Consider the following 15,574-nt stretch of genomic DNA (forward strand, 5'->3'; position numbering starts at 1 on the left):
CACGTATGAACTTACGGAAACAAAAGCACCCGCAGGCTATGTACTAGACAAAACCGTGCATAAAGTCACTCTAACAACTGCACAAGCCAATAAAGTAGTGACAGTAACCATTGATAATATTGCGAAAAAAGGTAGTTTAGCAATAATCAAAGTAGACAAAGATTCAGGAAAACGCCTTGCAGGTGCGGAGTTCAAATGGCGTGATACGGTGACAGGAAAAGTAGGAACAGCCGTAGCCGACAAAAACGGACAAGCCCTGATAACGAATTTACCAGTCAATCGTGTATACGAAATTACAGAAGTTAAAGCACCAAACGGATATATCCTAAATAACAAGACTTACCGAGTTACACTAACGACTAATTATGCTGATAAGATTGGTTATTATACAATTGAAAATGTAGCACTACGTGGCAATTTAAAATTGGTAAAACAAGATGGTTACTCAAAACAACGTTTAGCAGGCGCACAATTTAGATGGCGTGACACAGTGAATGGGAATACAGGCGTAGTAACTGCTAATGCTAATGGTGAAGCAACTTTGTATAATTTTTCCGTCAACCGGATTTATGAAATTACAGAAATCAAAGCACCAAATGGTTATATACTTGACAAAACGGTGCATAGAGTTCTTTTACCCTCGAATTATGCTGGCAAAACCTACACGTTCACCAAAAATAATCAAGCTCAAAAAGGTGCCATCAAAATTATTAAGCAAGATGGATATACAAAACAACGTTTAGCAGGTGCACAATTTAAATTCCGAGATACCACCAACAATCACACAGCGACATTTACAGCGAATAGAAACGGTGAAGTACTGATTACTGGATTAGCAGGTGATCGTGTCTATGAAATCACAGAAATCAAAGCGCCGAATGGCTATATCATAGATAGGCGTGTTCACAAAGTTGATTTACGTGGACAAGGTGGAAAAACTTATACCTTGGTCTTAAATAATACACCACAACAGGGTGCCATCAAAATTGTTAAACAAGATGGATATACAAGACAACGTTTAGCAGGTGCACAATTTAAATTCCGAGATACCACCAATAACTATACTGCGACATTTATAGCGAATAGAAATGGTGAGGTTCTGATTCCAGGACTAGCGGGGAATCGTATCTATGAAATCACAGAAATCAAAGCGCCGAATGGCTATGTCATAGATAGACGTGTTCATAAAGTTGATTTACGTGGACAAGGTGGAAAAACTTATACCTTGGTCTTAAATAACACACCACAACAGGGTGCCATCAAAATTGTTAAGCAAGATGGATATACAAGACAACGTTTAGCAGGTGCACAATTTAAATTCCGAGATACCACCAATAACTATACTGCGACATTTACAGCGAATAGAAATGGTGAGGTTCTGATTCCAGGACTAGCGGGGAATCGTATCTATGAAATCACAGAAATCAAAGCGCCGAATGGCTATATCATAGATAGGCGTGTTCACAAAGTTGATTTACGTGGACAAGGTGGAAAAACTTATACCTTGGTCTTAAATAATACACCGCAACAGGGTGCCATCAAAATTGTTAAGCAAGATACGGATACAAGACAACGTTTAGCAGGAGCGAAATTTAGGTTCCGCGATACCACCAATAATTACACTGCGACATTCACAGCAAATGGTAATGGAGAGGTTCTGATTCCAGGATTATCGTCAAATCGTATTTACGAAATCACTGAGATTCAAGCACCAACTGGTTACTCGTTAGATAGTAGAGTTCATCGGATTGATCTAAGAGGTCAAGGAACAAAGACGCATACGTTAGTGTTAAATAACAAAGCGAATTATGGTGCTATCAAAATTATTAAACAAGACGTTGAAACAAAAGTACGCCTCTCAGGGGCAGTTTTTGAATGGCGAGATACGACAAATGGCTATACACAAAGAGTGACAACCGGGTGGGACGGCACAGTCACGATTAGCGGACTGTCCGTTAATCGCGTGTATGAAATTAGAGAAATTCAGGCACCAGCAGGTTATTCGAGGAACACGACACCAACACGTGTCAGTCTGACGCAAAATCATGCGGGTCAAACAATTGCAATTGTTCGAGAAAATCGCAGAATACCAGTTTATAATCCGCCGCCACCAACATATTGGCCTGAGTATGTGCCGCCAGTCACTAACTATAATCCACCTGTGTACTATAATCCGCCAAGATATTATTATGGGGGATGTGTGATAGTCATCGTGGTGGTGTGTTGGTAAAGAACAAATAGAGAGAAAGGAGTATCTAATGAGCCAATCAGCTTTACCGAAACTTGGGGTAATTTCAACAGGCGCCTTTTTTGTGACTGATTTAATTGGTGTTATTCTAGTTTCAATTGTCACTGCCTACATTTTATACCGTTATTTTTTGAAAAGAGGACAAATTACATGATTTATTTGTATCAGTTATACAAAGTAATTATGTTCATTTTCTTAACCTATTTATTTACAAGTTTATTTCTCAGTTTTCGAACAAGAAAAAAAACAAGAAGAGAAGTCGAAGTAGCAGAAGAATTTTTCTGCTACTTTCTTGTACCGTGTGTAAACGAGGAGAAAGTCATCGGAGAAACATTAAAAAAACTGGTTGCTTTACCAATTAAGAAAAAAATAATTGCGATTGATGATGGATCAACGGACCAAACCAAAGCAATGATGGACAGTATTGCTGGTCCAATCCAAGTTCTGTCTCGTCAATTTCCCAATGCGCAACAAGGCAAAGGCGCCGCTTTGAACCATGCTTTCCAAATTGTATTAGCAGATGCAGAAAAAAAAGACTACTCACGAAATCAAATATTGGTGGGAGTAGTGGATGCAGATGGTTTTTTTAGTGAAAATATTGTTAATGAGCTAACTGCTGTTTTTAAGGATACGACAATCTGTGCTGCACAAACAAGAATCAAAATGAAAGATGTCACAAATTTTATGTTTATTGCACAAGATGTTGAGTTTTTTACGATTAATAATTTTATTCAAAAGGCGCGTCGAGCAACAAAAACCATCGGACTTGGTGGCAACGGTCAGTTTTTTCGGTTATCCATGATTACCGAACACTTAGGCTATCAACCTTGGGGAAATGCTTTGTTGGATGACTATGAGTTAACCATTAAATTAATGCTGAAAGAGTTATCGATTGCTTATATTGACGAGGCCTTTATGGCTCAAGAAGCGCTAAAGGATGTGAAGCGGTTTATTCGGCAACGAAGCCGTTGGGTTCAAGGTAATTTAGATTGTCTAGCGTATTTACCCAGGGTGATTAAATCAAAGTCATTAACGCTAAGGCAGAAGTGCGGCATCTATTATTTTTTAGCGCAACCCTTTATTAATCTCGTCGCAGGAATGCTCGTTTTTATCTTAACTGGGCTTCAACTGCAACACTTGTATAGGTTAGGTTTTTCGTTATCACTCGTCATTAGTTTTGTTTTGGCCGTCAGTATTTCGTTAGTTTTCGGCATTTTTTTTACAATCAACTATTATCGCGAGTTGAAAAAGTTTCAACTAAAAGTACCTGCAAAACTGGGGCTAATTAGTTTACCTTTTACTATTTCCTACATGTACTTAATTTTATTCGTTAGTGTGGTAATGGCTTATTATCGGTTTATCAAAGGTAATAGCACGTGGATAAAAACGGAACGCAATTGATTTTTTATTGCACTTTCCAGAGTTGCGTGGTATTATTTTTAATAGTTTAATAGCAACATGGTGATGGTGTTCACCACGAACTATTTATTGGACGAATAAATTAATGACGCCTACCAAACGGGAGAAGTGTACCCTTTGGTAGGCTTTTTCTGTACGCTAGGATTGGCGATAAGAAAATTGTAAAGGAGCATGTAAAGTGAAAAAAGAAACAAAGCAACTACTATCAATTGGCGGGTATATGGCAAAATGGTTGCTCATTACCGCAATTATTGGTTTATTTATGGGGGCGTTATCCGCCTTTTTCTTAAAGAGTCTCACCTATGTAACAGATGTTCGTTTAGCAAATCCTTGGTTACTCTTTATCCTCCCCATTAGCGGTGTCGTTTTTACGTATTTCTATACGCGTTTTGGGAAAAATGCTAGCCGAGGAAATAACTTAGTGATTGAACAAGGCAATGGCGGGGAAGAAGATATTCCCTTGCGCTTAATTCCTTTAACGTTGTTTGGCACGATCACTACGCACTTATTTGGTGGTTCTGTTGGTCGTGAAGGGACGGCGGTGCAAATGGGGGGCGCAATCGCAAATGCTGTAGGAAAAGTCTTTAAACTGTCCGCTTTGGAACGACAAGTAATTATTATTAGCGGAATTAGTGCAGGTTTTAGTTCTGTTTTTGGCACACCATTAGCGGGAACGGTTTTCGGATTAGAAGTTTTGGCGATTGGAAAAGTTCGTGCAGAGGCACTTTTCCCAAGTTTTTTTGCAGGCTTATTTGCTAATTTTGTAACTGAAAGTTTTGGTGTAACACATACGCATTATCCGATGGGCAAAATTCCGACTTGGTCAGTTGATCTATTTGTAAAATTATTTTTGGCATCGATTTGTTTTGGCTTGGCAGGTTGGGTTTTTAGTCGTTCCATTGTCTTTTTAAAAAAGACCTACGCAAATTGGTTTGCTAATGTCTACCTTCGTGCGTTTCTTGGGGCGTCCATTGTCGTTCTGTTTGTGCTCGTCTTAAACAACCAACGTTATTTAGGCTTGAGTTTACCTTTACTAGAAGATGCGTTTGCAGGCAATGCGCAGCCTTTTGATTTTGTTGGGAAATTATTCTTTACGGTGTTATCCCTGGGTGCTGGGTTCCAAGGAGGGGAAGTAACGCCATTGTTTGAAATTGGGGCTACGTTAGGTAGTTCTTTGGCCCCTTTGTTACATCTGTCAATTCCTTTTTTAGCAGGTTTAGGATTTATTGGTGTTTTTTCTGGCGCCACGAATACGCCGATTGCTTGCTTCATTATGGGCATTGAACTATTTGGTAGTGAAGCGGCGGTCTATTTTTTCATGGTCTGCTTAATCAGTTTTATGTGTTCAGGAAATAGCGGTATTTATGCTTCGCAACAAAGTTTGTATCGCAAAGGAACAGCAGAATATCCTCTCTTTAACGCATTAAAAAATCGACGTAAATAAGATGTTTTTTTATGAAAATATGCTAAACTAGAGAAGATGAGGTGAAGACATGAAAGACTATCAATATCCATTAGATTTAGATTGGACGACAGAGGAAATGGTGATTGTCACTAATATGTGGACAGCAGTTGAGCAAGCCAACGAAACAGGCTTGCCTGTTGACAAATTTTTAACAACTTATCAACAATTTAAAACGGTCGTTAAAAGTATCGGCGAAGAAAAACGCTTAGGTCGTGAATTTGAAAATGCTTCAGGATATTCGTTATATCGTACGCTTCAACAAGCTAAAAAACAGGGAAGCGGTAAATTAAAGCTGGGGGATGATTAGATGACTGAAACGCAAAAATTTGTTCAAACAATTCAAAGTTGGCTTTTTGAAGCAGCCGATGTGATTCGAATGAACTTGGAATCAGAGTTAACCGTTCAACAGAAAAATGGCCGCACCGATTTAGTGACAAATATGGATGAACAAACCCAAGAATTTTTAATGAATAAAATTCAAACAAATTTTCCCGAAGATCAAATTTTAGGGGAAGAAAAAGGCTACAATACTTTAAAAAGTTTTGCTGGTCGCGTGTGGATCATCGATCCGATTGATGGCACAATGAATTTCGTGATGGAAAGAGAAAATTTTTGTATTATGTTAGCTGTTTATGAAGACGGCATTGGTAAATTAGGTTTTATCTATGATGTGATGCGAGAAGAACTTTATTGGGGTGGCAAAGGGCTTGGCGTTTATCGGAATAATCAATTATTAAAAGCGCCTACTATGAAAGCCTTGGCAGATGGATTATGGGGCATGAATGCTTACATGCATGGAAAAAATATTCATCACGCAACGGAAATCGGACAAGCAAGCATGGGCGTGCGTATTAGCGGTTGTGCAGGTTTGGAAATTATTGCTATGTTAAAAGGCAACCATCATGGCTATTTATCTAATCTAAGTCCTTGGGATTATGCAGCAGGCTTAGTACTTTTGGAAGAATTTGGATTTAAATACTCTGGTATTACAGGAAAACCATTAACTTTTGCTGGCCGTGAATACTTTATTGCAGCAACTCCTGAAACCTATGATGAAGTATTTACCCAGTATTTAAATGAATCGGAATAATCAAAGAAGAGCGTTGCTGAAAGGTAAGGCTCTTCCTCTTTTAAAAGAGAAAAATTTGTAAAAAAATGTCCTTGTTTTCAGAAAAAGCCGAATAATTTCTAAAACTTTCATTATTTTTGCAGGCGAAAGCCTTTTTTTAATGAAAAAAGTTTGCTATAATAAGCAGTCGGCTTTTATGGACTTAAGTAACATAAGCGTATATAGATAAGGAGCAATTAAATTGAAATACAGAGATGATATTCGTAACGTGGCAATTATCGCCCACGTTGACCATGGTAAAACAACCTTAGTAGATGAACTTTTAAAACAATCTGACACTTTAGATGGACACACACAATTACAAGAACGTGCAATGGATTCCAATGCACTTGAAAGTGAACGTGGAATTACTATCTTAGCAAAAAATACAGCCGTAGATTATAACGGTACACGTATCAACATTCTAGATACACCAGGACACGCGGACTTCGGTGGTGAAGTAGAACGTATCATGAAAATGGTAGACGGTGTTGTTTTAGTTGTCGATGCGTATGAAGGAACAATGCCTCAAACACGTTTCGTATTGAAAAAAGCATTAGAACAAAAAGTAACACCAATCGTGGTTGTTAACAAAATTGACAAACCTTCTGCTCGTCCTGAACACGTAGTAGATGAAGTTTTAGAGTTATTCATCGAATTAGGCGCAGACGACGATCAATTAGATTTCCCAGTTGTTTATGCCTCTGCTTTAAACGGAACTTCAAGTGAATCAGATGATCCAGCAGATCAAGAGCCAACAATGGCCCCAATTTTTGATAAAATTATTGAACATGTGCCAGCTCCAGTTGATAATTCAGACGAACCACTTCAATTCCAAGTATCATTACTAGACTACAACGATTACGTTGGACGTATTGGGATTGGCCGTGTGTTCCGTGGCACAATGAAAGTCGGCGACCAAGTTGCGTTGATGAAATTAGATGGCAGCGTGAAAAATTTCCGTGTAACGAAAATTTTAGGTTTCTTTGGCTTACAACGTGTGGAAATTGATGAAGCAAAAGCGGGCGATTTAATTGCCGTTTCAGGAATGGAAGACATTTTCGTTGGGGAAACAGTTGTAGATGTTCACAATCAAGAAGCTTTACCAATTCTACACATTGATGAGCCAACCTTACAAATGACTTTCTTAGTTAACAATTCTCCATTTGCGGGACGTGAAGGAAAATACATTACCGCTCGTAAAATCGAAGAACGTTTAATGGCTGAATTACAAACAGACGTATCTTTACGTGTTGATCCAATTGGCCCAGATTCTTGGACTGTATCAGGCCGCGGCGAATTGCATTTATCAATTTTAATTGAAAACATGCGTCGTGAAGGCTATGAATTACAAGTTTCTCGTCCAGAAGTTATTGAGCGTGAAATTGACGGGGTTAAATGTGAACCATTTGAACGTGTTCAAATTGACACACCTGAAGAATACATGGGTAGCGTGATTGAATCACTAAGTTTACGTAAAGGCGAAATGCAAGATATGATTAATGCCGGTAACGGACAAATGCGTTTAATCTTCTTAGCACCAGCTCGTGGCTTAATTGGTTATTCAACAGAATTCTTATCAATGACTCGTGGTTATGGTATTATGAACCACACCTTCGATCAATACTTACCAATGATTCAAGGAACGATTGGCGGCCGTCATCAAGGTGCATTAGTTTCAATCGATACTGGTAAGGCAACGACTTACTCAATTATGAGTATTGAAGAACGTGGTACAGTTTTCGTTGAACCAACGACAGAAGTTTACGAAGGAATGATTGTTGGGGAGAACAACCGCGACAACGATTTAACTGTGAACATCACAAAAGCTAAACAAATGACTAACGTTCGTTCGGCAACGAAAGACCAAACATCAGTCATCAAAAAACCGAAAAAATTAACGTTAGAAGAATCATTAGAATTCTTGAATGAAGATGAATACTGTGAAGTAACACCAGAAAGCATCCGTTTAAGAAAACAAATTCTTAACAAAAACGAACGCGAAAAAGCAAGCAAGAAAAAGAAAAAAGCTGAATAATTTTTCGACAAATAAACATTTAAACCAACTATGCTCGTTTTACTACGAAAATAGTTGGTTTTTTTGATGGCAAAAACGAATTAATGCGTATTTTAAGATAAGGATATTTTTTATGTGTGGATAACTACTCGTTATCCACAACAAGCAAATGTCGCTATTTTTGAAAGCTTTTGATAGCAAGCTTTCACAATTTTTCATTTTTTTTGATGTTTCACGTTAACTGGTGTTTCACGATTGTGTCTTGTTTTAACACACCTTGTTCCTGTTAGATTAGCGTGTTAAAATGACTTGTAGAACAAAGATTGGAGCGCAATAAATGAGTGCATTACAAGAATTATTAAAAGATACATTTGGCTATGATGATTTTCGGCCAGGACAAGAAACGATTATTCGCCATGTATTGCGACAAGAAAATGTCTTAGGCATTATGCCAACAGGTGGAGGCAAATCAATTTGTTATCAGTTGCCAGCCTTACTTTTGGATAATTTAACATTGGTGATTTCACCATTAATTTCTTTAATGAAAGATCAAGTAGATGCCCTGAATTTAATGGGGATTCCAGCTACATATATCAATAGTACCATTTCCTATCAAGAAATGAATCATCGTATTCAATTAGCGGTTAACAAAGAAGTCAAGCTATTGTATGTTGCGCCAGAGCGATTAGAATCTTATGATTTTCAACAGATGCTGACACATGTACCAATTGATTTATTGGCAGTAGATGAGGCACACTGTATTTCACAATGGGGGCATGATTTTCGTCCAAGCTATTTGCGTTTAGCAGAGATTATTGATCAATTTCAACAGCAACCAACTGTGATTGCACTAACAGCTACAGCAACGCCACAAGTAGCGGAGGATATTGTTAAACAATTAAGAATTCCATCAGAAAATGAAATCAAAACAGGGTTCGCTCGAGAAAACTTATCTTTTCAAGTCGTGAAAGATCAAAACAGAGACGTTTTTCTTTTGGAATATTTAAAGATGAATACTGGGCAATCAGGTATTATCTATGCAAGCACGCGGAAGGAAGTTGAACGAATTTATCATTTATTAGAAAGTAAAAAAATTGCAGCTGGGATGTATCATGGGGGCATGAGTGAACAGTTACGTAGTGAAAATCAAGAAGCGTTCTTGTATGATCAAGTGCAAGTGATGGTAGCAACAAATGCCTTTGGTATGGGGATTAATAAGAGTAATGTTCGTTTTGTCATTCATGCACAAGTACCAGGGAATATTGAATCTTATTACCAAGAAGCCGGCCGAGCTGGTCGTGACGGTCTGCCTAGTGATGCTGTGTTAATGTTTGCTCCACAAGACTTGCAAATTCAACAATACTTTATTGAACAATCTGAAATGACCATTGATTATAAGCAGAAAGAATACTTGAAATTACGGGAAATGTCACAATATGCGAATGCACAAATGTGTTTACAAAAATATATTTTACGCTATTTTGGTGAAGAAGGGACGGACTGCGGTCGCTGCTCGAATTGTCTGGATAATCGAGAATTAGTCGATATTACGGTCGATGCCCAAAAAGTCTTGTCTTGTGTAAAACGTATGGGAGAACGTTTCGGTAAGGGCTTAGTTGGTAAAGTCTTGACTGGCTCAAAAGATCAAAAAATAGATCAATGGCATTTTGATCGTTTGCCAACATACGGACTAATGAAAGGTCGCACCCAAAAAGAAGTCACACAGCTGATTGATTATTTGACAGCAGAACGTTATTTAATTCCTTCTGATGGGCAATTTCCGTTGTTATCAGTCTCGACAGAAGGTGTTCAGGTGCTTTTAGGGGAACGGAAAGTCTTCCGAAAAGAAGACCAAAAAGTTCGAAAAGTAGCAGTGGATGATGCCTTGTTTGAACGATTGCGCGAATTACGTATGGACATGGCTCAAGAGGCAGGCGTGCCGCCATATGTAGTCTTTTCCGATAGTACACTTAAAGAAATGTGTGAAAAATTACCGCAAACAACGATTCAATTATTGCAAATAAAAGGGGTCGGCCAAAATAAATTAGATAAATATGGTACCGTCTTTTTAGAAGTAATTAAAGAATATCAAGAGACAAAAAAATGATATAGTTTGTTATTTTATTTAAAATTAAAAGCAGAAAATAAGAAAAAAGTCTTTTAATGTATTTGTTGTTGTATTGATAAAATAAGCTTGTTATATAAAGAGATTTCTTACTTAATATATCGCTTGGTTTTAGAAAATTTCTTAAAGGAAATTTTCTGAAATCATCATGTATCTAACTGAGAATTATGTTATAATTATTTAATTAAGATAGGGAGGTTCTGTACAAATGGACGAAGGAATTTCAAAGAAATTTGCCATTCAATTATTAGAAGACGATGCAGAACGCATTAAAATGCTTATTCGTAATCAAAAAAACAGTTTGTGCATTTCTCAATGTAAAGCATTTGAAGAAGTGGTGGATACACAAATGTATGGTTTTTCAAGACAAGTGACCTATGCGACCCGTTTGGGGATTTTAACTAATGATGAAGGACATCGCTTACTAAGTGATTTAGAACGCGAATTGAATCAATTATATACAGATGTTTATGAAGAAACACAAGAAAAAAACGAGATTGGCAAGGAGGGTTAAGCTTTGCCAAACAAAGTAAAGAAACGGCATTTGCTAGACTATAGTATTTTTATTCCATATTTAATTTTAAGCATCGTGGGATTGATTATGGTATATAGTTCCACATCCGCATTACAAGTAATGAAAGGTTTTTCACCTACGTCATTCGTTATTAACCAGGTTGCCTTTTGGGTAGTAGGGTTAGTTGCAATGTTTTTTATTTATAAGATGAAAACATCCGTTTTCCAGAATCGAAGTTTTATCATGTTTGCCATTGCAGTAATTACGGTTATGGTTTTAGCCGTTCGGATTCCTGGTATCGGGAAAGAAATTAACGGCGCGCGTGGTTGGATTGAGATTGGTGGATTTTCGATGCAACCAGCTGAGTATTTAAAAATTATGGTTGTCTGGTACTTGTCTTATATTTTAGCACGGCGACAAAAGACAATTAATGGAGGCATGGATCAATTTAAACAAGCTGCCGGACGACCGTTGATGCTCGTTTTTGTATTAATTGCTCTAGTTGCAATCCAGCCTGACTTCGGGAATGCGGCCATTCTAACATTGATTACCATCGTGATGGTTTTAGCAAGTGGAATTAATTATATGTATACCTACTTGGTCGGTGGCTTGGGCATTTTAGGTAGTATCACGGCTATTCAGTTATTAATTATGTCGAAAGGAAAAATTTTCCCAGCGCGTTACCAATATATTTATAATCGTTTTGCTGTTTTTAAAAATCCATTTTTAGATGAACGGAACTTAGGCCATCAGTTAGCTAATTCTTATTATGCAATCAGTAATGGCGGCTGGTTTGGTAAAGGTCTAGGAAATAGTGTTCAGAAAAAAGGCTTTTTACCTGAAGCACATACGGATTTTATCTTTGCGATTACTTTAGAAGAGTTAGGCATTATCGGCGGTCTAGCGATTTTAGGATTGTTGATGTTTATGATTGCGCGAATTATTTTAGTCGGTGTACGCTCGAAGAAACCTTTTAATTCACTAATGTGTATTGGAATTGGTACAATGTTATTGATTCAAGTCTTTATTAATGTTGGTGGGATTACTGGGATTATTCCATTAACAGGAATTACTTTCCCGTTCTTGAGTCAAGGTGGGAATAGTTTGCTGATTATTTCGATTGCTGTGGCCTTTGTCCTGAATATCAGTGCAGATGAAACACGTCAGAAATTAGAAAATGAGTACTATTTATCTTTAGAACAGAACCAATAAATTTGAAGGAAATTGATGGTAGGAGTGACGTTATGAAAAAGGTATTAGTTGCCAATCGTGGCGAAATTGCGATTCGAATTTTTAGAGCTTGTACAGAATTAGATATCCGTACAGTAGCGATTTATGCTGCAGAAGATGAGTATTCTGTTCATCGTTTCAAAGCAGATGAAGCGTATTTAGTTGGTAAAGGGAAAAAACCAATTGAAGCCTATTTAGACATTGAAAATATTATCCAAATTGCCAAAAAATCGGGAGCAGATGCCATTCATCCTGGTTATGGCTTTTTATCTGAGAACTTACGCTTCGCCGAACGTTGTGAAGAAGAAGGAATCATTTTTGTTGGACCTAAAACACATCATTTAGATATTTTTGGCGATAAAATTAAAGCGAAAGAAGCAGCTGTAGCTGCGGGGATTGCTTCGATTCCAGGCTCAGATGGGCCAGTAGCAACGGTGGAAGAGGTCGTAGCTTTTGGTGAAACGCATGGCTTTCCTATCATGATTAAAGCTGCTTTAGGTGGCGGCGGTCGCGGGATGCGCGTTGCCCACGATGCCAAAGAAGCACGAGAAGGTTACGAAAGAGCAAAAAGTGAAGCGAAAGCAGCCTTTGGTTCTGACGAGGTTTATGTTGAAAAGTATATTTCTAATCCTAAACATATCGAAGTACAAATTTTAGGCGATCATCATGGGAATGTCTTGCATTTATTTGAACGTGATTGTTCCGTTCAACGGCGCCACCAAAAAGTGGTAGAAGTCGCACCATGTGTATCAATGAATGAAGAACAACGAGCAGCCATTTGTTCGGCTGCTGTGCAGTTAATGGCGCATGTCGGCTACGTGAATGCGGGAACGGTTGAGTTTTTAGTAGAAGGGGATCAGTTTTATTTTATTGAAGTGAATCCTCGTGTTCAGGTAGAACATACTATCACAGAAATGATTACAGATATTGATATTGTGATCTCTCAATTACAAATTGCGCAAGGGCTTGATTTGCATAAAGATATGCATTTGCCAAAACAAAACGAATTGACATTAAAAGGCGCAGCTATTCAATGTCGGATTACGACTGAAGATCCACTGAACCAGTTTATGCCAGACACAGGGAAAATTGATACGTATCGTTCACCAGGTGGTTTTGGTGTGCGTTTAGATGTAGGGAATGCTTATTCTGGCTACGCTGTGACGCCCTACTTTGATTCTTTATTGGTTAAAGTCTGTACGCATGGTTTCTCTTTTGAACAGGCAATCAGTAAAATGCAACGCTGCTTAAAAGAATTTCGGATTCGTGGCGTGAAAACAAATATTCCGTTTTTACAAAATGTTGTGAGCTATCCAGCGTTTCAATCTGGCGAAGCCAAAACAACCTTTATTGATAATACACCTGAATTATTTGAATTTCCTCGTATGCGCGATCGTGGCAATAAAACGATGAAATACATTGGAGAAGTAACGGTCAATGGGTTCCCTGGCATTGAACGAACGGAGAAAAAATATTTTGAAGCTCCGCGCGTGCCGACAGATATTGAAGTTCCAGAAAAAGTGATCACAGCTAAAAATATTCTAGACGCTCAAGGAGCAACCGCCGTCATCGATTGGGTTAAGAATCAAGAAAGTGTGTTAATGACAGATACCACGTTCCGTGATGCGCACCAAAGTTTATTAGCTACTCGTGTGAGAACACAAGATTTTAAAGCAATTGCTGGTCTAACTGATGCAGCCCTGCCTGAGCTGTTTTCTAGTGAAATGTGGGGTGGCGCTACGTTCGATGTTGCCTATCGCTTCTTAACCGAAGACCCATGGCAACGTTTAAGAAAAATTCGTCAGTTGATGCCAAACACACTTTTACAAATGCTGTTCAGAGGTTCTAATGCGGTAGGCTATCAAAATTATCCTGATAATGTTATTGAAGAATTTATTAAAGAATCCGCTCGCCAAGGAGTCGATGTCTTCCGAATTTTTGATAGCTTAAACTGGATTCCTCAAATGGAAAAAAGTATTCAAGTCGTTCGGGATGCCGGAAAAATTGCGGAAGCAGCAATTTGTTATACTGGGGACATCAATGATCCAGCCCGAGCAAAATATAATGTTCAATATTACCTTGATATGGCTAAAGAATTGGAAAATTTAGGTGCACAAATCATTGCGATTAAAGATATGGCTGGCTTATTGAAACCACAAGCTGCTTATCGTTTAATTAGTGAATTAAAGGCAGCCACGGATTTACCAATTCATCTCCACACTCACGACACTAGTGGCAATGGGATCATCACTTATTCAGCGGCTACTAAAGCAGGCGTTGATATTGTTGACGTCGCAATGAGTGCGATGAGTGGCGCAACTAGCCAGCCAAGTATGAACAGTCTATATTATGCTTTAGTCAATGGTGAACGGACGCCAACTATTAACATTGATAATGCACAGAAAATCAATCATTATTGGGAAGATGTGCGCATGTATTATCAACCATTTGAAAATGGGTTAAATGCCCCGCAAACAGAAGTCTATATGCATGAAATGCCTGGTGGTCAATACTCTAATCTACAGCAGCAAGCAAAAGCGGTAGGCTTAGGACACCGTTGGGATGAAATCAAAAAAATGTATCACACAGTGAATTTGATGTTTGGCGATATTGTAAAAGTGACGCCATCTTCAAAAGTCGTGGGAGACATGGCACTCTTCATGGTTCAAAATAATCTGACAGAACAAGATGTTTATGCGCGTGGTGAAGAACTAAGTTTTCCTGAATCAGTTGTGACTTTTTTCCAAGGTGATTTAGGTCAACCAGTTGGTGGGTTCCCGAAAGAGCTCCAACGAATTATTCTAAAAGGTCGACCAGCCTTCACAGAGCGGCCAGGTGACTTAGCAGCACCAGTTGATTTTGCGAAAGTACAAGAAGAATTAGCCGAAAAAATTGGGTATCAACCTAAATTGGAAGAAGTTTTAAGTTATTTAATGTATCCACAAGTATTTTTAGAGTATCGTCAAAAATACGAAACCTTTGGAGATATAACCTTATTAGATACGCCAACATTCTTTAATGGTATTCGTCAAGGAGAGACATTGGAAGTTCAAATTGAACGAGGAAAAACGTTAATTATTCGTTTAGATGAAATTGGCGAACCTGATATTGACGGAAACCGTGTCTTGTTCTTCAATTTGAATGGGCAACGTCGTGAGGTTTTAGTTAAAGATGCCTCTATTAAGTCAGCTGTTCAAGTAAAACAAAAGGCGGAACCAACTAATAAAGAACAAATCGGCGCAACGATGTCTGGTTCTGTTCTACAAGTATTGGTCAAACGTGGCGATAAAGTAGAAAAAGGTCAGCCGTTGCTGATTACAGAAGCCATGAAAATGGAAACGACTATCGAAGCACGTTTTGCGGGCACGGTAGATCACATTTATGTTGAAGAAGGCGAAGCAATCAGCTCAGGTGATTTGTTATTAGAAGTAAAAGAAAAATAAGATGA

At 38.2% G+C, this 15,574-nt stretch carries 11 protein-coding genes and 1 riboswitch; all 11 genes read left to right on the forward strand.

The window, feature by feature from the left end:
* Positions 1–2,230 (forward strand): SpaA isopeptide-forming pilin-related protein (locus AB3I34_RS12375; RefSeq protein ID WP_368027853.1); only part of this gene is annotated, 2,230 nt, incomplete at its 5' end.
* Positions 2,231–2,258: 28 nt separating this feature from the next.
* Positions 2,259–2,402: a hypothetical protein gene (locus AB3I34_RS12380; RefSeq protein WP_002376693.1), complete on the forward strand. Its 144-nt coding sequence runs from the start codon at positions 2,259–2,261 to the stop codon at positions 2,400–2,402.
* The gene (locus tag AB3I34_RS12385; protein WP_010712690.1) at positions 2,399–3,649 is read left to right on the forward strand and encodes a glycosyltransferase family 2 protein; all 1,251 of its coding nucleotides are present in this window, start codon (positions 2,399–2,401) and stop codon (positions 3,647–3,649) included. The genes AB3I34_RS12380 and AB3I34_RS12385 overlap by 4 nt, the downstream gene beginning before the upstream one ends.
* Before the next feature lie 50 nt (positions 3,650–3,699).
* Positions 3,700–3,769, forward strand: a riboswitch (Fluoride riboswitch).
* 76 nt (positions 3,770–3,845) lie between these two features.
* Positions 3,846–5,111, forward strand: coding sequence for a voltage-gated chloride channel family protein (locus AB3I34_RS12390; protein WP_002384204.1), 1,266 nt, complete (start codon positions 3,846–3,848; stop codon positions 5,109–5,111).
* 49 nt (positions 5,112–5,160) lie between these two features.
* Positions 5,161–5,439 carry a UPF0223 family protein gene (locus tag AB3I34_RS12395; protein ID WP_002356679.1) on the forward strand — a complete coding sequence of 93 codons (279 nt, stop codon included), beginning with the start codon at positions 5,161–5,163 and terminating at the stop codon, positions 5,437–5,439.
* Positions 5,440–6,222, forward strand: a complete 783-nt coding sequence (locus tag AB3I34_RS12400) for an inositol monophosphatase family protein (protein WP_010712689.1) — start codon at positions 5,440–5,442, stop codon at positions 6,220–6,222.
* Between the two features lie 220 nt (positions 6,223–6,442).
* Entirely contained in the window at positions 6,443–8,278 is a 1,836-nt protein-coding gene (typA, locus tag AB3I34_RS12405) for a translational GTPase TypA (RefSeq protein ID WP_002356682.1), read from the forward strand.
* A 316-nt stretch (positions 8,279–8,594) separates the two neighbouring features.
* Positions 8,595–10,364, forward strand: coding sequence for a DNA helicase RecQ (recQ, locus tag AB3I34_RS12410; RefSeq protein WP_002376699.1), 1,770 nt, complete (start codon positions 8,595–8,597; stop codon positions 10,362–10,364).
* 226 nt (positions 10,365–10,590) lie between these two features.
* On the forward strand, positions 10,591–10,896 hold the full coding sequence (locus AB3I34_RS12415; RefSeq protein ID WP_002356684.1) for a YlaN family protein: 306 nt from the start codon (positions 10,591–10,593) through the stop codon (positions 10,894–10,896).
* A 3-nt stretch (positions 10,897–10,899) separates the two neighbouring features.
* Positions 10,900–12,108 carry an FtsW/RodA/SpoVE family cell cycle protein gene (locus AB3I34_RS12420; protein ID WP_002356686.1) on the forward strand — a complete coding sequence of 403 codons (1,209 nt, stop codon included), beginning with the start codon at positions 10,900–10,902 and terminating at the stop codon, positions 12,106–12,108.
* Positions 12,109–12,140: 32 nt separating this feature from the next.
* Entirely contained in the window at positions 12,141–15,569 is a 3,429-nt protein-coding gene (locus tag AB3I34_RS12425; RefSeq protein ID WP_010712687.1) for a pyruvate carboxylase, read from the forward strand.
* Positions 15,570–15,574: the final 5 nt, after the last annotated feature.

Source organism: Enterococcus sp. C102(2024) (assembly GCF_040888205.1).
GTDB lineage: Bacteria > Bacillota > Bacilli > Lactobacillales > Enterococcaceae > Enterococcus > Enterococcus faecalis.

Coding starts and splice junctions, on each gene's coding strand:
- AB3I34_RS12380 (WP_002376693.1), top strand. CDS start 2,259: ATGAGCCAATCAGCTTTACCGAAACTTGGGGTAATTTCAACAGGCGCC.
- AB3I34_RS12385 (WP_010712690.1), top strand. CDS start 2,399: ATGATTTATTTGTATCAGTTATACAAAGTAATTATGTTCATTTTCTTA.
- AB3I34_RS12395 (WP_002356679.1), top strand. CDS start 5,161: ATGAAAGACTATCAATATCCATTAGATTTAGATTGGACGACAGAGGAA.
- AB3I34_RS12400 (WP_010712689.1), top strand. CDS start 5,440: ATGACTGAAACGCAAAAATTTGTTCAAACAATTCAAAGTTGGCTTTTT.
- recQ (WP_002376699.1), top strand. CDS start 8,595: ATGAGTGCATTACAAGAATTATTAAAAGATACATTTGGCTATGATGAT.
- AB3I34_RS12415 (WP_002356684.1), top strand. CDS start 10,591: ATGGACGAAGGAATTTCAAAGAAATTTGCCATTCAATTATTAGAAGAC.
- AB3I34_RS12425 (WP_010712687.1), top strand. CDS start 12,141: ATGAAAAAGGTATTAGTTGCCAATCGTGGCGAAATTGCGATTCGAATT.